Origin of the sequence: Nonlabens tegetincola, from assembly GCF_002954355.1 — a bacterium.
GTDB classification, from domain to species: Bacteria; Bacteroidota; Bacteroidia; order Flavobacteriales; family Flavobacteriaceae; genus Nonlabens; species Nonlabens tegetincola.
This window is the reverse complement of sequence record NZ_MQVV01000010.1, coordinates 461,897-484,194: the sequence shown is the minus strand read 5'-3', so window position 1 is coordinate 484,194 and position 22,298 is coordinate 461,897. Positions and strand designations below refer to the sequence as shown.

Sequence of the window (22,298 nt, the reverse complement as noted above, 5' to 3'; positions counted from 1 at the left end):
TATTTATACTATAATAAAGAATGATTGTAATTGAGTTTTTGACTATGAATGCAACGGCATGGTCACTGTGAACTGAGTCCACTTTCCATATTCTGTTTCCATTTCTATAGAACCGTCATAACTTTCTACTATTTGCTTTACCATAGCAAGACCTAATCCCATACCACTGTTCTTAGTTGTAAATTTGGGCTCAAAGATTTTGTTTACATTCTCTGGAGCTACTCCTGTACCGTTATCCCAAACAATTATTTTTATTTTATTATCATGCCTATTCACACTTACTTTGATCATAGGATTCTCCTGCCCTGACAAAGCTTGGGTTGCATTTTTCACAAGATTAGTCACTACCCTAATTAATTGTGTACGGTCAAATATGGTTTTTAGAGAGTTCTCATTTTGAGTATATTCAATATAATTCTCATTGAATATATCCAGTGCTAGTTGGGTGACTCTATTGACATCTATCTCTTCATTTTTTTGGGCTGGCATCGACGCATAAGTAGAAAATGCACTAGCAATATTGCTCATGACATCAATTTGTTCTATTAAACTAGCGCTAAACTCTTTTAATTTCTCTTTGGCATTACTATCGCTAGGATCAAAACGCATTTCAAAGCTTTGCACAGTAAGCCTCATGGGTGTTAATGGATTTTTAATCTCATGAGCTACTTGCTTTGCCATTTCGCGCCAGGCTTGTTCACGTTCACTGGTAGCAAGTTTTACAGCACTTTCTTCCAGTTGATCTACCATGTTGTTATAGGAATTTACAAGCATGTTGATTTCTTCACTTCCTTTATAATCAATAGGTAGTTTTTTATTACGGGTGGCAATGTTTATTATTTTAAGTTGATTGCTTATTTTATTGATAGATTGAGTAATGTAATTAGACAAAAAATAACCTAACACTAATGATATCAAAAACATTATTATATACACTAAGGAGAGTCTTTTAAGAAACTCCTCGAGTTCATAATTCATAAAATCATCGTTTTCCAAATATGGTAAGTTTAAAATCCCAATGTTTTTAAACTTATTATCTGTCAAATAAGAATAGCTACTACGATACTTTTCTCCGTTTTCCTCAAATTTTCTTATGTACCTATTTCCTTCGGCATTTTTTAAATTTTTGATAGTTGCTATAGGAATAGTCTCTTTAATACTATCTGTAGAAAAATTGGCTCTAGAGCTTATTAAAAGCTTTCCGTCCAGATCATAGATATTAATTTCCATTCCTAAAACAGAACTTATTTCTTGAATGCGTTCTTTAAAAATGAATGGAAGATTTTCCGTTTTGATTTCAAAATCAGTTCTACGTAAAACATTTGCGGTACTCTTAAGCACTGAAGCTTCTTTGCGCTCTAGACGGCTCTCGTGATAATCTTTTGCCTGTTCCTTGAATTGATAAATGGACATACCAGCAATTAGAACACTAGTAATAACCATAAGTAACATCATGGATATAAATATCCTATTTCGCAGACTGCTGGTGAATAATCTCATTAAAGTAAAAATAGCAAATATTAAGCCATAGTAATAGGATTATTTTAAATCGTCTTTCCTATAAAAATACGTTGAATCCACTTGTAATGCGGCTTTTTGTCAACTAGTATAACTCCTTTATATCTAGCTGTTTTTATTTTTTTGAGCACCCTATATGAATAGAGTAAGAAAATAAACAGCAAGACTAATACTCCTATTATAAAATAAGTAAACCGCATGGTAGCAAATTAGTATAAGTCGCTCTTATGAAAAATTAATTTGAGTGAAAGGTCTTACAAATTAGCTTAAATGCAAATAAAACAGACAACTTAGAATTAAAATTATGGAAGTTTACTATATCGTTGTCTAGTAATCTCGTAAACAGTGAAGGACTCTTGCCCTTTTTGAGGATAAATTTCTGCAGGTTGCATACCGTTGCGCAACGCAACATTGATAGAACTTTTATTATCGTTATGAATTACAGATATTAGTCTGTTTCCAAAATCTAGATCCCATTTTGCTCTAAACGCCTCATTTTTTAAGAATCGAGCGATTTCAGTAGCATATCCTTTGCCCCAATAATCAGGAAGTAATGAATACCCAATTTCTAGATGGGTGTTACCTCCAAATTCCTGAACAAGCAATCCTGCTTGTCCTATAAAATTCCCAGACTCTTTGTCTAGAAGAACGTTCATGCCACCTTTTTCTTCCTTGTAACGACTCATCGACTTTTCAAACCATTTCTCACATTGCTGAAAAGGAGTTAATTCATCACTCATTGCAAAAAAAGCACCTACCTGAACTTTCTCAAAGAGAGGTAGCCAAGAATCAAAATCTTCATAAACGAGTTTGCGTAACCTCAGGCGATCAGTTTGTTCACCGTGAAGCAAATAGGAATTCATTGTAAGCTTTAATTGTTAGTTATTTAACTGACCAGTTAATAACCATGCTTGATCAAACCCTAGTTTTCTTAAACGGTACAGTTCATTAATGGCGTCATTTTTCTCGTGAAAACTAGAAAATGCCACATTGTGCAGTCCATACTTATTTATTCCTATTCTTTTAGCGTCGTGACCTGCATTTTTTAATTGAACTACTCGCTTATCAGCATTTTTAGGATCTCTAAATGCACCAGCAACAATATGGTAGTTCTTTTTAGGTTGTGCGACTTTAACGGCTACTTGAGGAATAGGATCTGTTATTAAGAAACTAGCTTGTTCAATTTGTTGATCTAGTTTTTGTTCAGCCATTTGCTGTACTAAATCCTGATTTTTTATGGAAGTTACTTCATATTGATTGTAACCTACATAACTTAATCCTAGAAGTAAAGCACCTACCGCGGCGTATTTCCACCATTGAGAATTATTAGAACCTTCGTTTTGAGCTTCAGCTTTTTTCACCTCGTTAATAGCGATAACAGGTACTTCAACAGCTTTACTGTCATTCTCTTGATCGATTACAGCGCGATCTACTTGATATAATTCTTGTGATGATAGACCAAATGCTTCTGGCAAGTAATTCACTAAATACATCGGTGTAAATACCTTAACACCTTCTTCATTAAGCGCTATTCTACCAATCTTAGGTAACGTTATCGATTTACTATTTTCTAGTTCTAAATCTAGTCTTCTAACCTCGTTACGAACCAGTTGTTGTGCATCTGCATAAGGAACTTTCTCAACGCTAGAAACATAATTAATAAGTAATCCATCATTTTGAAGGATTTGACTATTGAAGGAAATCCCTTTTTTGGGTGGATAAAAACTGTTGCTAGATTCAAAATATTGTGCAGATACTCGACGAGTTAAAAAAGCACCAAATTCAGGCACCACTACACAATCATGTCTATATAGTAAATCAGATATGTAAGCTACTAATTGCATAATACAAACATAAAATTTAATCCTAAAGAATCAAGGTCTTTTGTACACTAGTTATTAAGAATTGACATCAAAATCTCATGAATCATTCATTTTTAGAAATATACCACTTAAAAATTTGACTTATTTCAATCATTTTTTGAATCATTTAATGTAATACTGAACTATAACAGCTCATTAAAAAGAAGTAAATTTGCAACCCAATTTGAATAAGGATGCTTGATCAAGTAAAAGAACACATTAATAAAGTCCAAAATTTTGAAGCTCAATCCAAGGAAGCAATTGAAGCTTTTAGAATAGAGTATTTAGGTAGTAAGGGAATTCTCAAGGAACTTTTTACAAAGTTCAAAGAAGTACCTAATGATCAGAAAAAAGATTTTGGTCAGGCCATTAATGAATTGAAACAAAAAGCCACTGATAAGGTAGCTCAATTAAAAGCATCGTTAGAAGATAAACAAGAAGAAGCTGGACTTTACGGTGATCTTACCCGTAGCGGTTACCCTATTCCAGTAGGAGCACGTCATCCAATAAATGTGGTGAAAAATCAAATTATTGATGTATTCTCCAGAATAGGTTTTAATGTGAGCGAAGGTCCAGAAATTGAAGATGACTGGCACAATTTTACTGCCCTTAATCTTCCTGCACATCACCCAGCTCGTGACATGCAAGACACCTTTTTTATTCAAACTGATCCCGACGTATTACTGCGCACTCATACATCAAGTGTGCAAGTGCGTTATATGGAAAATAATCAACCACCTATACGTACTATTTCACCAGGTAGAGTTTTTAGAAACGAGGCCATAAGTGCAAGAGCTCACTGTATTTTTCATCAAGTTGAAGGATTATACATAGATAAAAACGTGAGTTTTGCAGACTTAAAACAAACCTTACTTTACTTCACTAAAGAGATGTTTGGTAAATCAGAAATACGTTTAAGACCATCTTACTTCCCGTTTACAGAACCTAGTGCCGAAGTTGATATTTACTGGGGTCTTGAAACTGAAACTGATTATAGAATAACAAAAGGTACCGGATGGTTGGAAATTATGGGCTGTGGAATGGTAGATCCAGCAGTTCTACAGAATTGCGGCATAGACCCTAATGAATACAGCGGTTTTGCTTTTGGAATGGGTATTGAGAGAATAGCGATGTTGTTGTATCAAATAGGTGATATACGCATGTTTTTTGAAAATGATGTACGTTTCTTAAAACAATTTAGTAATTCATTGTAATGTCAGGTTCACGCGTCATATTTGTGTATAATGCAAATTCTGGCGCAATAAACGCAGCCTTGGATAGTGCTCATAAGATATTGAGCCCTAAAACCTATAATTGTGCTCTTTGTAATCTTACCTATGGTATTTTTAAAGAGAAAGAAGAATGGTTACGCTTTCGCGAAAGCGTAGACAAACTTTCAAATCTATCTTTTGAGTTTTTGCACAAGGACGAGTTTGAAAAAAACTACAAATCCAAGTGGCTACCTAAATACAGCTATCCAATAATATTAACTACAAACCAAAGACAAGAGATCGAGGTACTAGCATCTAGTCTAGAACTATCAGAATGCAAGGAGACCAAAGACCTCATTTCATTGATCGAATCAAGATTAAAAGAGCATAATATAGAATTATGAAAAAGGATATAATAATACCAGTGGTTAAAGACGTATATGTTGCCATAGTCAAAGAATGGAACGATGATTTTTCATCCAATGACTGGAACAGTTACATTATCAATAATACAAGAGAACCTCTAGAGACCTGTATGATAATGACCAGAGGAAAACATAAGGACGGACGCAAAACCAGCACAATGCGACATGCATTTAAGGTAATTAAAGCACGTAGTTATGAGAAAATAGAACTCATGATGGAAGAGGTGTTTCCTTTTGAAAACGAATTCATTGTTAGTTATTTCAAAGGAGACACTTTATATGACAAAACTTTTATTGCCATCCCTAATTCAATAAGTGAATCTAACTTTAAAGATATTCCTCTAATGGACCAGGAAGGTATCTTATTAGATTAGAATACTTTGAGTTAAAGACATAAAAAAAAGAGCCGCTATTAAAAGCGGCTCTTTTTTTATGTCGTTAGATATACTATTGTATTCCTAATTCCTTTTTAACATCAGCAGTGATGTCATAACCATCTGCTAGGATTAAACCAGTACCTGTAGTTGAATCTAGTACGTACTGAAAATTCTTTTCTCTAGCTACTTTTTGAATAGCATTTCTTACTTTTTCCAGTAAAGGCTTAAGGATATCAACACGCTTCTGACCGATAGCTTGTTGAGACTGAGAATAATATTCCTCTAATTTCTTTTGACCTTCTGCAAGTTCTTGCAATACACGCTCATTTTCTTCTTTACTGCGGCTAGGGGCAGCTTGTTGAGCATTTTGGTACTTTGTTTTAAGCTCCTTATCCATCTCGTCTAAACGTGCTAAATAAGTTTTCTCTAGATTACGTAGTGTTTTTTCTGCCTGTTTTGCTTCTGGCATAGACTCTACGATATCCTGTGATGCTACGTGACATACTCTACTATCTTGCGCTTGTAGACCTACACTAAATATAAAAGCTGCAATGGCTATTATAGTTTTCAATTGTTTCATTTCTATTGCTTTAATTTATTGATGAATTTTTATTGAAGCGGCTGCAAATATAATAAGTTGCTGCTTACTCACCGCCTTCCTTTTTCTTTTGTGCTTCTTCTCTCTTTTTTCTAAGCTCTTCTTGACGTTTTTCTCGTGCTGCTGCTCGTGCTGCCATAACACTGTCACGTTTTTGTTTACGTAATGCCAGAAGGGAATCTCTACGTTTTTGAAAGGCAGCTGCTTTAGCGGCTTTAATGGAGTCTCTTTCTCTTAACCTTTCAGCTCGTTCCATTTCTTTCTGCTCTATTAGCTTTTCCTTAGCCTCTTCTCTCTCTTCAATTTCCTCGGCTTCTTGAACATTTAAATAAGGCTCTTCTCTACGTTTTTCTAGTTCCTTAGCCTTTTTTTCACGCTCTTTCTTTTTACCTGTTCTACCAATTGCTTTTAGTACTAGGTCGCTTATGTCGTGACGCTCTGCACTAAAAAGTAAAGGTGTGTCTGAACTATCAATTATATAATCATACTTTTTGGACAAACCTATCTTCTGTACCTCATTGAACACTTGATCTTGAACTGGTTGAATCAACTGTTGTTTTTGAAGAATGAAATCACCATTTTCAGCATTAAAACGCTTGTTTTGATAGTCTGCTAGATCTTGCTCTTTTAATCTAATATCTTCTTCCTTCTCCTCGATTAATTCTTTTGTAAGTAAGACCTTTTCATTTTCAAGAGATTCTTTCATTTGATTGATCTCTCGCTGCATGGCATCGATTTCTCGCTTCCATTTTTGCATTTTAGTATCTAGTTGTCGTGAGGCTTCTTGGTACTCTGGAACGCTTTCTAGAATATACTCCATATTCACATAAGCAACACGAGCTCCTGCTCTTTGCGCTTTCGCGAAAGCGAAACTTAAACCAACAAATACGACTACTAAAAACTTAATTTTCATGATCTTCTACTTTTATGAAATAACCGTGCCACAATTAGAATTGTTGCCCAATTATAAAGTGAACGTTCCAACCACTAGGTTCATTGCTTGGAAGTGTAGGAACTTTATCAAATCCATACCCAAAATCAACTCCTAATAAACCAAAGGCTGGCATAAATATACGTAATCCTGCACCAGCAGATCGTTGTACTTCAAATGGATTGTAATCATTGAACCTACTGTATGATCCAGCAGCCTCAGCAAATGTTAAGACATAAATTGATGCAGCTTGCTCCAGTGAAATTGGATAACGCAATTCTAGTGAGTATTTATTGTAAACGGTATCACCATCTGAATTTGTGGTTAAGGAACTGTTATCATAACCACGCATTCTAATAATGTCACGACCATCTAAAGAAAAGGCTCCTAAACCATCACCACCGACAAAGAATCTCTCAAATGGCACCAATCCACGATCCTGATTATAGGCTCCTAGGAAACCAAATTCAGTATTTGTTTGAAGCACCAGTTTTTTGGCTAATTGAGTATACCAAGTTCCCTTAAATTTAACCTTATAGTATTCTAGGAATTTGAATCGCTCTTGATCAATTTTTCTAAGATCGGCTTGACCATTTGTCTGATATCTAGGATCATCTTCAAGATTAGCATAATCTACACCATTCCATAATGAATAAGGCAGTGTAAATTTACCCGTGATAGAAAATGAACTTCCGTAGGTAGGATAAATAGGGTTTACACCTACATTGTTACGACTTAAACCAATTGTATAGGAAAGGTTGTTAGAAAAACCATTAGGGAAATTAAATAAATTACTTTGGAAATTCTTCAAGTTATAATGCTGGAATGACACTGCATGTGAAATTTGAAAATATGGATCTGGCCACTCAAGTCTTTTTGCAAGACCTACTGTACCACCGGTAATTAAAAACCTCTGGTTGCGATCTACTTCTCTAAAATTTTGTTGATTTACCCTAAACTGCTCACTATGAGAAAATGAAACATTGAAGGACACTGGCTTTTTACCACCTAACCATGGTTCGGTAAAATTAAGACTGTAGGTTCTAAAGATGGTACTTGCTTGTGCTCGTATTGCTAATGTTTGACCATCACCCATAGGCACTGGTTGATAAGCATCTTTCTTAAAAATATTACGTAGACTAAAGTTATTGAAACGCAATCCTAAAGTTCCAACAAAACCACCACCACCGTAACCACCTTGTAGCTCGATTTGACTTGCTCCTGCTTCCTTAATATCAAAATTTACATCAACGGTTCCTTCTTGTTGATCTACATTATTTAATTGTGGATTAATATTTTGTGCATCTATATAACCCAGAGCTCCTAATTCTCGAATGGAATTGATAATTTTTTGTCTGCTGTATTTCTCACCAGGATTAGTTTGCAGCGCACGATAAAGAACATGATCATTTGTTCTAACATTTCCTGAAACCGAGATGTTATTGAAATAAGCTTCTTTACCTTCTACGATTCTAATTTCAAAGTCTATTGTATCATTAGCTACTCTAGTTTCAACTGCGTTAACTGACGAGAATAAATAACCGTTATTTTGATACAAATTTGAAATATCATCAGAATCTGGATCTTGCGGATTACTAATACGTTCATCAAAGGCAACTCCATTGTAAACGTCACCTTTTTCAACCTTTAAGATTCGTTGTAATTGTGCATCGGTATAAACTGTGTTACCTACAAATTCAATATCACCAAAGTAATACTTATTCCCTTCTTCAACCTTGATATTAAGACCGATGGTTTTATCATCTATAACGTATAAGCTATCTGAAACGACACGTGCATCTCTAAAACCGTTTTCCTTGTATTTATCTACAACAGACTCTAAGTCTTCTTGAAAACCAGACTCTACATATTTAGATCTTTTAAAAACTCTAAAAATGTTTTTCTTTTTAGTGTTTTTCATGGCTGCTCTAAGCTTCTTATCAGTAATAAGTTCATTACCTTCAAAATTGATTTGAGCAATTTTTACTTTATTCCCTTTATCAATATCAATACTCATATTAACAAGGTTTGCACCTTGTACTGTAGTATCTTTATTTTCTCTAAGTTTTATTTTAGCGTCGGCATTTAAAAAACCTTTCTCTTTGTATTTATTCTCTATATAATTACGAGTATTGGTAACAAAGTTTTCTGTCGCCTTTTTACCTTTTTGTAGTTTAAGTTCAGTACGCAAGTCTTCTATTTGACCTTTACGCAATCCTGTTACACGAACTTCATTTAGATTAGGGACTTCAGTAATATTAATTTCTAGATTAATCGTATCGATGATATCATCATTAGGATTACCTATGATTTCGGTAGCATAAATACGGATATCACTAAACAACTTAAGATCCCACATTTTTTTTACTACTCCACTTAATTTTTCACCAGGAACGTATATTTCTTCACCTTTACGTAATCCTGTAAAAGCGATTACAGTGTTCTCATTATAACTTTGACTTCCTACTACATTTATTTCTCCTACTACGTATTTGGTAGCGTCTCCAATCGGAATATCTACCTTTTGTGCAAATGAAAAGGCACTTGATAATAAGGCAATAGCTAGAAAGAGCTTTTGTGCTATTTTAAAATTCATTCTATTATAATTGTTCACTGGTTTTACCGAATCTTCTTTCTCGGTCTTGATAATTAAGTATTGCATCTACAAGATGCTCTTTTCTAAAGTCTGGCCATAGCACCTCGGTGAAGTACAATTCGGCATATGCAATTTGCCAAAGTAGGAAATTGCTTATACGCTGTTCACCACTCGTTCTTATAAGTAGATCAACATCTGGCATAAAACTGGTATACAAATGATTGTTAATCACATCTGTATTAATTTGATCTATCTCTAGTTCACCATCCTTCACCTTGCCCGCAACTTTTTTAATCACATTGATCAACTCTTCACGAGAGCCATACGACAAGGCCAGAGTTAAATTCATATGTGAGTTTTCTGTTGTAGCCTCTATTACTTCTTTAAGTTCTTTTTGAGCACTACTGGGTAACAATTCCAAAGCGCCAACAGCTTTAAGAGAGATGTTATTTTTTTGAAGTGTTTTAAGCTCCTTTTTAAGACTAGAAACTAAAAGTTTCATGAGCGCATCTACTTCTAATTTAGGACGTTTCCAATTTTCAGTACTAAAAGCGTACAGAGTAAGATTTTTCACACCTAATTCTGCACAGGTTTCTACCGTTTGACGCACAGCTTTGGCTCCTTTTTCGTGACCTCTCACTCGCATGAGGCCTTGTTTTTTTGCCCAGCGTCCATTACCGTCCATTATGACTGCAATGTGCTGTGGTATATTTGAATGGTCCAGTAGATTTTTACTCATACAACATTAAAAATTACAATAACACGGTTGTCGCCCAAAGGTATACGTAAGCGTTATACCTGAAAAGACATACCAGTCGTTGTTATTCACATTTCCAAATCTTAATTCATCAAAATCTTTACTACGTACTGGATTACTTCCATCCAGGTTATCCGTAAAAGTATATCTAGCGCCTATTTCGGCAGCCAAAATCAAATTTCTGGTCAAAGTCATTTTTGCACCAAAAATGATTGGAATAGCAGCATCAATAGTGCTACCATACTTTTCCAATTCACCATTTTCTAATGCAAACAAATCGTATTGAAAGGCTGTTAATCCAGTATACAAATACGGTGTCCATTGCCATTTACCTGAGTATAAATCCCATTCCCAAAAGGTATATTCCAGACCTATACTTGCCTCAATTAAATTGTAATTATAATTAAGTCCTCTTAAATCTCTAGAAATATCATCACTATCATTATCATCTCCTATCATGTTAGTATATAGAAAACTAGCTCTAAAACTATGTCTATCACTTCGGTTCCATTTGGCGATTAAACCAAAGGCACCATCACTAGGATCGATGTATTGTGTACTACCGACATCTCCTATGACACTGGCACCACCAAACATGACTCCTAGCTCATAGGTTTGCGCTTTCGCGAAAGCGAAAACAAGTAAAAACAGTGTCGTGAAAATGAATCTCATTTTAATCATAAAACGTGCAAATATAACAATTCTACATGCCTACAAGGCTTATTTACTGCTAATGAAGGTTAACGGTGAATTTAACGGAAGTTCTATGAATTAATTGCGCTTGTCCTCGCCCCAAAGTAGCTTGTGTCTAATTGTTTTTATAAAGCTTTGATCTTTAAATGAAACGAGATCAATCGTGAAGCTAGCTTTTTTGACAATAACCTCGGTCTCATTAGGGAAACTAGAAATACGATTATCCAATGAAGTTAAGAAGGACTCTTCTCTACCAATCACTTTGATTTTTATTTCGGTAGTATCTGGAATTACTAATGGTCTTGCGTTTAAATTGTGTGGAGCAATTGGTGTGAGAACCAGCGCACCAGTACTTGGCGAGATAACAGGTCCACCACAACTTAAACTATAACCCGTTGAGCCAGTAGGTGTAGAAATTATTAATCCATCGGCCCAATAGCTAGTCAATAATTCATTGTTAAGATGAGTTTCTATTTGAATCATACTAGTCGTATTGTATCGACTTACTGTAACTTCATTAAGTGCAAAGTTTGGATTTAATTCATCGTGACCCATTGGGGTAGCAGTAAGCAAGGAGCGCTTGGACAATGTATATTCACCATTTACTAAACGTTCTATAGCCTGCTCTAGTGAGTCTTTTTGTACCGTTGCTAGAAAACCCAGTCTACCAGAATTAATACCGATCACAGGTATATCTAAGCCTCCTATGTACACTACCGCTCTTAAAATTGTTCCATCACCACCTATACTTAATAACAAATCATAGGAATCATCAAGCGATGTAAAGCCATGTGATTGCTCTACCACTCCATGCTCTTGAAGCAATTGCTTAAATTGATTTTCGACAGAAAAAGAAATCCCAGATTGATCTAGCAAATTAATAAGCTGCTTATAAATTGCAATTGTATCGGCATGTAAATACTGCCCGTATATAGCTACCTTATTAATCATTGTTAGATATTCAAGTATTTGTCTAAATAATCAGAACGCTCTTTAAGAGCATCTAAGTAGGTATCTTCCTCTGCGGCCGATTTTATTTCATAACTATATCTTCTAAATGTTTGAAGAATAGCATTTAAGTTCTGTGGACTCACTTTCAAGGTAATCTCTGTAAAATGATCACGATAGCCACTTACAAACATACCTTGTATTTTAGAATCGTTTGTTTCTACAATTTGTGAAATCTCACTAAAACTATAATCACTTTTTCCTTTTTCAACCACAATCACAGCACCGGCCTCATACATAAAAGGAGCATCATTAAAAATCTCCATGACATCCTTAAGCTCGTAGTAACCTATATATTGTTTTTTCTCGTTGAGCACAGGCATAATATTACATTGATGTTGTGCAATAGCCTCTAATACATCAAGCCAATGAGTCTCTACTGTCACATGAAAAGCATCTAGTGAATACTTTATTTCTTCAACTGTTTGATGTTTTTCAAAACACAATGCATCGTTTTCAGACAAACATCCCACATAAACTCCATTTTCATCCATAACAGGTATGTGAGAGTAAGTTAGTTGTGAGAAAATATGCTGAACTTCCTTAACACTATCCGTCATTGAGATAGGAGAAACATCATTTATAACAAGTTGTTGAAGATTCATTACTGCTTATTTTTTATGCAAAATAACAATTAATTAGAGTTTCTAAGGGTTAAGCTCGTGTGAATCCTTTGTACTTTTGATTTAAAATCATTTCTATGACTGTTTTAAGTGTAAACGTTAATAAAATAGCGACATTACGTAATGCTCGTGGAGGAAACGTCCCTAACCTTATAAAAGTAGCTCAAGACATTGAGCGTTTTGGTGGACAAGGTATTACGATTCACCCGAGACCAGATGAACGTCATATAAGGTATCAAGATGCTCGAGACTTAAAAAAAATTGTAACTACTGAATTAAACATCGAGGGAAATCCTATTGATAGTTTTGTTCAATTAGTAGACGAAGTGCAACCACACCAGGTTACGTTAGTTCCCGATGCACCAGATGCAATAACCTCAAACGCTGGTTGGGACACTATTAAACACCACTCCTATTTATCTGAAATTGTTAAACACTTTAAAAATCAAGGTATAAGAACTAGTATTTTTGTAGATCCTGTGATTGAAATGATAGAAGGTGCCGCAAAAACGGGAGTAGATAGAATAGAATTGTACACCGAAGAATACGCTGTACAATTTTCAAAAGGTAATCCAGAAAAAGGAGTACAGCCCTATAGAGATGCAGCCTTAAAAGCCCATGAACTTGGTCTAGGCATTAATGCAGGTCACGACCTCTCTCTTGAGAACATTAAATATTTTAAAGAAAATGTTCCAAATTTAATCGAGGTTTCAATAGGACATGCCTTAATTTCTGAGAGTATTTATCTGGGCCTAGAAAATGTTGTCAATATGTATAAGTCACGATTAGCATAATGATATTACACAGCTTACAATTAGGAGAAACAGGACAACCTTTCGTGATTTTACACGGGTTCTTAGGGATGGCAGATAATTGGAAAACATTAGGTCGTCAGTGGAATGAGGATGGATTCCAAGTACACATTCTAGACCAGCGCAATCATGGACGCAGTTTTCATAGTGAAGAATTTTCCTATGAATTAATGGCGCAAGATTTAAAAGATTATTGTGATCACCATAGATTGAACAACATTTATTTGTTGGGACATAGCATGGGTGGTAAGGTCGCTATGAAAGCTGCTCAACTTTTTCCAGAACTTATAGAAAAACTTATCATTGCCGATATTGCTCCAAAAACCTATGCTCCACATCATAGTGACATTATCAATGCCTTACAAAGCGTAGATTTCTCCAAAATCTCTAGCCGTAAAGAAGCCGATCAAGTATTATCTCAACGTATTACAGATTTTGGCACACGTCAATTTTTATTAAAAAGTTTGTACCGTGTAAATAAGGATACCTATGGATGGCGTTTCAATTTAGAAGTTTTAGGCAATAGCCAATCCATGATCGGAGTTCACGAATCCACCGACATAGCTGTACAAATTCCAACCTTATTTATTAGAGGAGGCAATTCAGGGTACATATTAGATACCGATAAAATGCTTATTGATCACGCTTTCGCGAAAGCGGAATTAAAAACAATCCCAAACGCTGGACACTGGCTACATGCAGAACAACCTCAACTTTTCTACCAATTTGTTAACGAATTCGTAAAATAAATTACATTATGCAAGCATAATAATAACGAAAACGCTTGCGTAACATTAATTTAATATTAAATTTGACTCATTAACAAATTAGATTTTTTCTCAAACATTTGACTATGAACAAATTAAAACTTTTTCTTGTACTAGGTTTGGTTTCAGCAATGGCATACGCCGGTGGATACCGAGTAAGTACACAAAGTAACAAGCAGCTCGCAATGGGACATACTGGTGTAGCTGTAGTTAACAGTGCAGATATTCTGTTCTTCAACCCAGCTGGATTAGTTCATTTAGAAAGTAAATTAAGTGTAAGTGCAGGTGGCTTTGGCGTATTTAGTGACGTAGCTTATCAAAATGCAGAATTTGGAACATTTGCTGATACAGATAGTCCAACAGGAACACCTATTTACTTGTATGCAACTTACAAAGTAACCGATAAATTTTCTGCCGGAATAGGAGTTTACACACCATACGGTAGTAACGTTACGTGGCCTACTGATTGGTCTGGATCACACTTAGTCAATGAGATTGAATTACAGGCAATTTTTATTCAACCTACCTTATCATACCAATTATTTGACAGTGTAAGTATAGGTGGTGGACCTATCCTAGCTATAGGTGGTGTAGAATTTAATAGAAATGCATCTAGATCACTAGTTGATGAAGAAGGTACAAGATCTAACGTATCCATTGAGGATTCGGGTGTAACCGGTTGGGGTTGGACTGCAGGTTTATTATTCACTCCTACCGATAATTTCTCTTTAGGTTTTAACTACCGTAGTTTAATTAATATTGAGAGTACAGAAGGTACAGCAACCTTCAGCAACTTCCCTAATAGCACGCTTGTTCCTTCAAACGGTACACAAGGCTTTACGGCTACACTACCGTTACCAGCTGAAGCAACAGTAGGTTTGTCTTATAAATTAAACGACAAATGGTTGTTTGCTTTTGATTATAATCGTGCATTCTGGAGTGAGTACGAGAACCTAGACATAGAGTTTGCAGATGGTTCTTCAAGTATAAACCCTAGAAACTACAAAGATTCTAGCACATACCGATTAGGAGCACAGTATACTGCAACAGACAAGTTTGTAGTAAGGGCAGGATGGTATTATGATGAGTCACCAGTACAGTCTGGATATTTTGCACCAGAAACTCCACGTAACGATTCACAAGGATATACATTTGGTTTTACGTACCAAGTATCTTCTAAGTTTGCTATAGATGCATCGCTTCTTTACTTAAGATTTAAGGAAATTAATGAGTCTTATGACTTTTATTCAGATCCAGGAGTTCCAGTTAATGCGCCATTTGCCGGAACTTATAAGTCACAAGCAATCATCCCAGGTATAGGTATCACTTATAACATGTAAAACATTAAATGATGAAAAGAATTAATATTAAAAATATATCTCTACTCGCTGCAGCTGCACTAGTACTTACAGCTTGTGAGCCAGAATTAGACAATGCAATTGAAGAAGGTGGTGTTTATACCGCTGGCGATGCAGATTTTTCTAAATTAGTAACCGTAGGTAACTCATTAACTGCAGGTTTTGCAGATGGCGCTCTTTATTTAGATGGTCAAACGTATTCTTACCCTAATATTCTTGCAGGACAAATGCAATTTGTAGGTGGTAATGAATTTAATCAGCCATTAGTAAACGACAACTTAGGAGGACTACTTTTAAACGGAACACAGATCACAAACAACCGTTTTGTTCTTACCTCAAACATGGGAACTCCAGTAGGTCCTGCTCCATTAGCAGGAACTCCTACAACCGACATTGCAAATAAGGTAACAGGACCTTTAAACAACTTTGGTGTACCTGGTGCAAAGAGTTATCATTTAGGTGCTCCTGGATATGGAAGTCTTGCAGGAGTTCCTGCTGGAACAGCAAATCCATACTATGCACGTTTTTCTAGCTCAGAAAGTTCAACTGTAATCGGTGATGCTATTGCTGCTGATGGTTCTTTCTTTGTTCTTTGGATAGGAAACAACGATATTTTAGGATACGCTACTAATGGTGGTGATGGAGAAGATCACAATGAAACAGGTAACATTGACCCGTCAACATATGGAGGAAACGATATTACTAACAACAATGTATTTGCAGGTGTGTACCAACAACTTGTTCAAGGTCTAACCGCAAATGGAGCTCAAGGAGCACTAGTAAACATACCGGATGTAACTTCAATTCCATTTTTTACAACTGTACCTTATAACGCAATTCCACTAGATGCGCAAACAGCAGCATTTGTTAATCAAAACTATGCACAGTACAATGGTGCTATGGCTGCATATGCACAAACGCCACTTCTTTCTCAAGAAGAGGCTACTGCAAGAACTATAAGTTTTGCCCAAGGTCAAAATGCTATCGTAATACTTGATGAAGATTTGACTGATTTGCCGGATCCAACACAACCGGGACAATTTTTACCAAAATTGAGACAAGCAACCCCTAATGATTTAGTTGTTTTTACAGCTTCTACAGTACTAGGAACACTTGCAGATCCTAGCAACCCAGCTTCAGTAATAGGTGTAGGTGTACCAGCTGGTGACAACCTTGTTTTAACTGAAAATGAACAACAAAGAATAAGCACTGCACAGGCTTCTTACAATGCTACAATTGAAGCATTAGCACAAGCAAATGGCTTAGCTTATGTAGACGCAAGAGCAGTTCTTGCTGATGTTGCAAATGGTGGTGTAGCTTTTAATGGTGGTTTACTATCAAGCACCTATGCTAGTGGTGGAGCATTCTCTCTAGATGCCGTACACCCAACTGCAAGAGGTTATGCTTACACAGCAAACACCATTATTCAAGCAATCAATGAACAATATGGTTCAACTATTCCTACTGTTGACATAGGTAACTATCCGTCTGTTACGGCTAGTGATAACGTTAACTAGAAATAGATTATAATAAATAAGAAACCTGCTTGATTTAATCAAGCAGGTTTTTTTATTTTTATTAAAATTAATATTTATGAAATTTTTACTTAAACTATTAATAACAGCTGCGTTAGTAATCCTTTTATCCAAAATTTTACCAGGAGCAAGCACCACTGGATGGTGGAGTGCTATTCTTGTAGCAGTAGTTTTATCTTTATTGAACTTTACAGTAAAACCAATTCTCCAAATATTAACCTTTCCAATTACCATAGTAACTTTAGGTTTATTTCTGCTAATAATAAATGCTGTCATCATTTTACTCGCTGATTGGTTAGTAGGAGGTTTTAATGTTGATGGACTTTGGTGGGCAATTATTTTTTCATTGTTGCTTGCAATAGGGCGTTCATTATTATTTAAACTACTTGATAGAGACGAGGATTAATCTCTCAAATTCTTTAAGTTTTATTAAAGTTTCAAAGTAATTGAAATTCAAAGGTATAAAGACTTTGTTTTACAACTAAATAAAGACTAATTTTGCACCCCAATTTTAACAGCACTTAAAAGTCTTTAAATGAATTTAAAACGTACTGACGTAGACGCACTTAATGCGGTGCTTACTCTAGAGATAGAGAAGAGTGATTATCAAGAGCAGGTAGAAAAAATCCTAAAGGATTATCGTAAGACTGCTTCTATTCCAGGATTTAGAAAAGGTAAAGTTCCTGCATCATTAATAAACAAGAAGTACAGAGTTCCTGTATTGGTTGATGAGGTAAATAAACTTATCCAGCAAAAACTAAACGAATATATCACTGAAGAAAAACTTAATCTTTTAGGAAATCCATTACCTAAAGAACAAGCTGATATAGACTGGAATGGTGATAACTTTACATTTGACTTTGAAATAGGCCTTGCTCCAGAATTTGAAGTAGAACCTTCAAAGATTAAGGGAATCACGGCTTATGAAATAAAAACAGACGACAAAACCATCAACGATCAAATAGATCGTATTAGAGAACAATACGGAAAGTTAGTTTCTAAAGATGAGGTTGCTGAAGGTGACGAAGTTACTGGTGTTTTTAGAAATGATGAGGAAGAAATCAACACTGACGCAACTTTCCCAATATCAAAAATTAAAGGAAAAACAAACCTTAAAAAGTTTGTTGGGTCTAAAGTTGGAGATTCAATCGAATTAAAAACCAAAAATCTTTTTGAGGACAACAGTGATTTAGCTCATCACCTTAAAATTGATTTTGAAAAGAAAGATGAATTAAATGTACCTGTTACATTTGAAGTAACTGAAGTTAACACCAGGGAAAAAGCAGAGCTTAACCAAGAGTTCTTTGATAAATTGTTTGGTGAAGGAATCATCACAAGTGAAGATGAGCTAAGAGAACGTTTAAGAGAAGACGCTAAGAAACAATTTTCTCAACAAACTGATCAAAAGTTTTTGACAGATGTTACTGAAGAACTTATTGAAAAAACAAAATTTGATCTTCCAGCAGATTTTCTTAAAAGATGGATTGCAAACAATGGAGAAAACACTTTAACGGCTGAGGAAGCTGAAGAAGAATATAACAAATCTGAAAAAGGATTACGTTATCAACTCATTGAGAGTGCTATCCTGCAAAAAAATGAAGATCTTCAATTAAAGTTTGAAGACTTAAAAGAATATGCCGGAACACAGATAAAAATGCAAATGGCACAATTTGGTCATACAGACGCTACTGATGAAGAAGTTGAGCAAATCGTTGCACGAGTAATGAGCAATCAAGAAGAGGTGAAACGTATGAGTGAGCAATTACAGAACGAAAAAATGCTCCAATACTTTAAGGACAACGTTAAAGCTAAGTCTAAAGAGCTTACCTACGAGGACTTTATAAAAGAAGCTTACCAAGCTTAATACACCGTATAAATTCATATCTTTAGGCGTTATCATTTTACCGAAATGTTAACGCCTTTTTCGTACAAGTTGAAGTAATATTACACTATGGATATAGCTAAAGAATTTGAAAAATTTGCCATCAAGGATCAGGGAATAAACAGTAACTACTACTCAAAAATTATGAGTAGCATGTACCCAACAAATTTAACTCCAAATATTATCGAGGAGCGTCAAATGAACATCGCCATCTTTGATGTTTTTTCACGTCTTATGATGGATCGAATTATCTTTTTAGGAACTGGAATAAATGATCAAGTAGCAAATATTGTGCAAGCGCAATTACTGTTTTTAGAAAGTGCAGATGCTAATAAAGACATTCAGATTTACTTAAATTCTCCAGGAGGAAGCGTTTACGCCGGTTTAGGAATCTATGACACCATGCAATTCATAAAGCCAGACGTAGCAACAATTTGTACTGGCATGGCTGCTAGTATGGGAGCAGTGCTTCTATGTGCTGGTGAAAAAGGCAAAAGAAGTGCCTTACCACACAGTAGAGTAATGATTCACCAACCTTTAGGTGGAGCCCAAGGACAAGCAAGCGATATTGAAATTACAGCAAGAGAAATTGTAACCCTTAAAGAAGAGCTTTATACAATTATTGCAAAACATTCTGGACAATCTTACGATAAAGTATACGAAGATTCAGATAGAGATTATTGGATGAAGGCAGATAAAGCAAAAGAATACGGTATGATTGATGAAGTGCTTAATCGCGATTAATTTCACGATCAAGAATAAGTAATAGAATGTTTAAAGGGTTTTACTCACGCAATAAAAAGCATTTTGGTAATTCACCTTTGAATAGTTCATTATTTTACTTCAAAAAATGAATACTAGAGATCCCATAGGATCTTAAGAATTAGGAATATGAGTAAGGAAGAATTAGAATGTAGTTTTTGTGGACGCAGTAAGTCCGAAACCAATTTACTGATTGCAGGTTTAGATGCACACATATGTGATCGTTGTATTGAACAAGCTTATGGTATCGTTTTAGAAGACACAAAAACAAGCGACACTGGTGTAACAAGTGATGATCTTAAATTAAGGAAACCACAAGACATAAAAGCTTTTTTAGACACTTATATTATAGGTCAGGAGCATACAAAAAAGGTAATGTCTGTAGCCGTATATAACCATTACAAAAGGTTATTACAACCGCAAAGTGATGACGATATTGAAATTCAAAAGTCAAACATTTTGATGGTAGGTCAAACAGGAACTGGAAAAACGCTTATAGCAAAAACGGTTGCTAAAATGCTTAATGTACCTTTAGCCATTGTTGATGCGACAGTACTTACAGAAGCTGGTTACGTAGGAGAAGATGTTGAAAGCATTCTTACAAGATTATTACAAGCGGCTGATTACAATCTTGAAAAAGCACAAACAGGAATAGTTTTTATAGACGAGATTGATAAAATTGCTCGTAAAAGCGACAATCCATCAATCACGAGAGATGTATCTGGAGAAGGTGTTCAACAGGCACTTCTTAAATTATTAGAAGGAACCGTTGTTAATGTACCACCTAAAGGTGGACGTAAACATCCTGACCAAAAATTTATTGAAGTAAATACAGAAAATATTCTTTTCATTGCTGGTGGTGCCTTTGACGGTATTGAAAGAGTAATAAGGAAACGTCTAAACATGCAGGCTGTCGGATTCAGTGCGGCCAAAAGTAATGACGATGTTCTAGATAGAGAAAACTTACTTAAGTACATCATCCCTAAAGATGTTAAGGATTTTGGTATGATCCCAGAAATCATAGGTAGATTACCTGTTCTTACTCACATGAATCCATTGGATAAAGGAACTTTGAGAGCTATCCTTACTGAGCCTAAAAACGCTATCATCAAGCAGTATGAAAAGCTATTTGCTATGGATGATATCAGTTTTAGTATTACCGATGGAGCACTAGATTATATCGTAGAAAAAGCTATTGAATACAAATTAGGTGCTCGTGGATTAAGATCTTTATGCGAGGCTATTTTAACGGATGCCATGTTTGAGCTTCCTGGTAGTGATGAAAAAGAACTTAAAATCACTAAATCCTATGCCGAATCAAAGCTTAACAATAGTGGCTTACAAAAACAGCTTAAGGCTGTTATTTAAAAGAGAATGACTACACTATATAAATGTCCATTTAAATTATTAAATGGACATTTTTTTTTGCTATTAAATTCTATCGATGGTTATTTCAAAGGTAGTACCTACATTTTTTTTACTATCCATGACTTTTATTTTACCCTTGTGGTAGTCATGAATAATTCTTTTTGCTAGAGATAAACCAAGACCCCATCCTCGTTTTTTGGTGGTAAATCCAGGAGTAAAAATACGCTTCCAGTCGTTCTTAGGAATTCCTTTACCAGTATCTGAAATTTGAATTGAAACCTGCCTAACCTCTGCCTTAACAAACACATGTAAAGCTCCTTTCCCTTTCATGGCATCAATACCATTTTTAATTAAATTTTCTATTACCCAAGCGTACAACTCTTTATTAAGTAAAACAGGAATAGGTTGTTCAGGTAAATCCATAGTTATCTCAACTAGTTTAGAGACGCGATTTTTAAGATAATCAGTAGCTTGCCTAGTTTCTTCTACAACATCAGCTTTTACTAGTTTAGGAACCGATCCTATTTTTGAAAAACGGTCTGTAATAGTTTTCAATCTATTAATATCCTTTTCCATCTCATCGATGTAAGAAGGCTCTACTTTAGAGTCTCTCAAAATGTGTGTCCATCCTACCAGTGATGATAAAGGAGTACCTATTTGATGAGCACTTTCTTTAGCCATACCAGCCCACAACTTATTTTGTTCGCTGGCCTTAGTTGATCTGTAAAAAAACCAAATAACAAAACTAAATAACACCATAACCACAACCAGCGCCAGTGGATAATACTTAATTTTATTTATCACATCACTATTACCATAATATATGGTGCTTATGGGTTTTCCTTCGTAATTAATGATGTAGGGCTCATTTTGTGATTTATATATTTCAATAAGCTGTTTTATCCGTACAGTATCTGTCTCTTCAATGTTAGCAGGTAAATTTCTAGTACTTATTTCACCCTTGTAAGTTACCCTTATTAAGGGTATACTTGTCATATTTTGAGCAACAGTAAAACCCAAATCACCTATGTAAGCATTTTTAGGAGCGTTTTGTAGGTCTTTTACAGCTGTAGCATATTCCGCAATATTTTTACGTTCCATTTCTTTTACACCTTGAAAAAACACATAAGTGTTCCAAAGTATAATACTCACCGTGACCACTGAAAAACCAATAATCACCCATCTCAATACATTTTTATCTTCTGTGATATTCAT

Annotated in this window: 22 protein-coding genes; 11 read left to right on the top strand and 11 right to left on the bottom strand. The window is 35.2% G+C overall.

Translation table 11 applies throughout. The features are described 5' to 3' along the window. Positions 1–42: 42 nt before the first annotated feature. From BST93_RS02735 to BST93_RS02725, 3 genes are all read right to left on the bottom strand, one after another. Positions 43–1,500 (bottom strand): sensor histidine kinase, encoded by a 1,458-nt coding sequence (locus BST93_RS02735; RefSeq protein ID WP_258150468.1) that lies wholly within the window; start codon positions 1,498–1,500, stop codon positions 43–45. A 320-nt stretch (positions 1,501–1,820) separates the two neighbouring features. Beyond that, positions 1,821–2,381: a GNAT family N-acetyltransferase gene (locus BST93_RS02730; protein ID WP_105017986.1), complete on the bottom strand. Its 561-nt coding sequence runs from the start codon at positions 2,379–2,381 to the stop codon at positions 1,821–1,823. A 15-nt stretch (positions 2,382–2,396) separates the two neighbouring features. Further along, positions 2,397–3,362: an HU domain-containing protein gene (locus tag BST93_RS02725; RefSeq protein ID WP_105017985.1), complete on the bottom strand. Its 966-nt coding sequence runs from the start codon at positions 3,360–3,362 to the stop codon at positions 2,397–2,399. 212 nt (positions 3,363–3,574) lie between these two features. On the opposite strand from BST93_RS02725, the gene pheS reads away from it, so the two are divergent. From pheS to BST93_RS02710, 3 genes are read left to right on the top strand one after another with little or no spacing between them, the layout of a single operon-like run. Next, positions 3,575–4,594, top strand: coding sequence for a phenylalanine--tRNA ligase subunit alpha (pheS, locus tag BST93_RS02720; RefSeq protein WP_105017984.1), 1,020 nt, complete (start codon positions 3,575–3,577; stop codon positions 4,592–4,594). After that, the gene (locus tag BST93_RS02715) at positions 4,594–4,995 is read left to right on the top strand and encodes a GTPase (RefSeq protein ID WP_105017983.1); all 402 of its coding nucleotides are present in this window, start codon (positions 4,594–4,596) and stop codon (positions 4,993–4,995) included. The genes pheS and BST93_RS02715 overlap by 1 nt, the downstream gene beginning before the upstream one ends. Further along, on the top strand, positions 4,992–5,390 hold the full coding sequence (locus BST93_RS02710; RefSeq protein ID WP_105017982.1) for a hypothetical protein: 399 nt from the start codon (positions 4,992–4,994) through the stop codon (positions 5,388–5,390). Before BST93_RS02715 ends, BST93_RS02710 begins: the two co-directional genes overlap by 4 nt. A 73-nt stretch (positions 5,391–5,463) precedes the next feature. On the opposite strand, the gene BST93_RS02705 is transcribed toward BST93_RS02710, so the two are convergent. The 7 genes from BST93_RS02705 to BST93_RS02675 all read right to left on the bottom strand — a co-directional run bounded on the left by BST93_RS02705 (position 5,464) and on the right by BST93_RS02675 (position 12,581). After that, positions 5,464–5,973, bottom strand: a complete 510-nt coding sequence (locus tag BST93_RS02705; RefSeq protein WP_042277147.1) for an OmpH/Skp family outer membrane protein — start codon at positions 5,971–5,973, stop codon at positions 5,464–5,466. Between the two features lie 64 nt (positions 5,974–6,037). Further along, the gene (locus tag BST93_RS02700) at positions 6,038–6,904 is read right to left on the bottom strand and encodes an OmpH/Skp family outer membrane protein (protein ID WP_060523631.1); all 867 of its coding nucleotides are present in this window, start codon (positions 6,902–6,904) and stop codon (positions 6,038–6,040) included. Positions 6,905–6,938: 34 nt separating this feature from the next. After that, entirely contained in the window at positions 6,939–9,584 is a 2,646-nt protein-coding gene (locus tag BST93_RS02695; RefSeq protein ID WP_105017981.1) for a BamA/OMP85 family outer membrane protein, read from the bottom strand. Then, the gene (gene uppS, locus BST93_RS02690) at positions 9,523–10,257 is read right to left on the bottom strand and encodes an undecaprenyl pyrophosphate synthase (RefSeq protein ID WP_060523630.1); all 735 of its coding nucleotides are present in this window, start codon (positions 10,255–10,257) and stop codon (positions 9,523–9,525) included. Before uppS ends, BST93_RS02695 begins: the two co-directional genes overlap by 62 nt. Positions 10,258–10,263: 6 nt before the next feature. Continuing rightward, complete coding sequence (gene porG / locus BST93_RS02685) at positions 10,264–10,947, bottom strand: type IX secretion system protein PorG (protein ID WP_105017980.1); 684 nt, start codon at positions 10,945–10,947, stop codon at positions 10,264–10,266. A gap of 99 nt (positions 10,948–11,046) precedes the next feature. Then, a complete protein-coding gene (locus tag BST93_RS02680; protein ID WP_105017979.1) occupies positions 11,047–11,919 on the bottom strand; it encodes an NAD kinase in 873 nt (290 codons plus the stop codon). Between the two features lie 2 nt (positions 11,920–11,921). Beyond that, positions 11,922–12,581 carry a CBS domain-containing protein gene (locus BST93_RS02675; RefSeq protein WP_105017978.1) on the bottom strand — a complete coding sequence of 220 codons (660 nt, stop codon included), beginning with the start codon at positions 12,579–12,581 and terminating at the stop codon, positions 11,922–11,924. A gap of 95 nt (positions 12,582–12,676) precedes the next feature. Here BST93_RS02675 and BST93_RS02670 point away from each other — a divergent pair, with 95 nt between their 5' ends. The 8 genes from BST93_RS02670 (at position 12,677) to clpX (ending at position 21,083) form a co-directional block, all read left to right on the top strand. Continuing rightward, on the top strand, positions 12,677–13,393 hold the full coding sequence (locus BST93_RS02670) for a pyridoxine 5'-phosphate synthase (protein WP_042277135.1): 717 nt from the start codon (positions 12,677–12,679) through the stop codon (positions 13,391–13,393). Continuing rightward, positions 13,393–14,160 carry an alpha/beta fold hydrolase gene (locus BST93_RS02665; RefSeq protein ID WP_219843733.1) on the top strand — a complete coding sequence of 256 codons (768 nt, stop codon included), beginning with the start codon at positions 13,393–13,395 and terminating at the stop codon, positions 14,158–14,160. The genes BST93_RS02670 and BST93_RS02665 overlap by 1 nt, the downstream gene beginning before the upstream one ends. Before the next feature lie 104 nt (positions 14,161–14,264). Continuing rightward, positions 14,265–15,518 carry an OmpP1/FadL family transporter gene (locus BST93_RS02660; RefSeq protein ID WP_105017977.1) on the top strand — a complete coding sequence of 418 codons (1,254 nt, stop codon included), beginning with the start codon at positions 14,265–14,267 and terminating at the stop codon, positions 15,516–15,518. 8 nt (positions 15,519–15,526) lie between these two features. Beyond that, complete coding sequence (locus BST93_RS02655; protein WP_308736848.1) at positions 15,527–17,053, top strand: G-D-S-L family lipolytic protein; 1,527 nt, start codon at positions 15,527–15,529, stop codon at positions 17,051–17,053. A gap of 76 nt (positions 17,054–17,129) precedes the next feature. Next, positions 17,130–17,477: a phage holin family protein gene (locus BST93_RS02650; RefSeq protein ID WP_105017975.1), complete on the top strand. Its 348-nt coding sequence runs from the start codon at positions 17,130–17,132 to the stop codon at positions 17,475–17,477. Between the two features lie 129 nt (positions 17,478–17,606). Continuing rightward, the gene (tig, locus tag BST93_RS02645; protein ID WP_105017974.1) at positions 17,607–18,935 is read left to right on the top strand and encodes a trigger factor; all 1,329 of its coding nucleotides are present in this window, start codon (positions 17,607–17,609) and stop codon (positions 18,933–18,935) included. 87 nt (positions 18,936–19,022) lie between these two features. Further along, a complete protein-coding gene (gene clpP, locus BST93_RS02640) occupies positions 19,023–19,697 on the top strand; it encodes an ATP-dependent Clp endopeptidase proteolytic subunit ClpP (RefSeq protein ID WP_042277123.1) in 675 nt (224 codons plus the stop codon). A 147-nt stretch (positions 19,698–19,844) separates the two neighbouring features. Then, positions 19,845–21,083 (top strand): ATP-dependent Clp protease ATP-binding subunit ClpX, encoded by a 1,239-nt coding sequence (gene clpX, locus BST93_RS02635; protein WP_042277121.1) that lies wholly within the window; start codon positions 19,845–19,847, stop codon positions 21,081–21,083. 63 nt (positions 21,084–21,146) lie between these two features. On the opposite strand, the gene BST93_RS02630 is transcribed toward clpX, so the two are convergent. Further along, on the bottom strand, positions 21,147–22,298 hold the full coding sequence (locus tag BST93_RS02630) for a sensor histidine kinase (protein ID WP_042277119.1): 1,152 nt from the start codon (positions 22,296–22,298) through the stop codon (positions 21,147–21,149).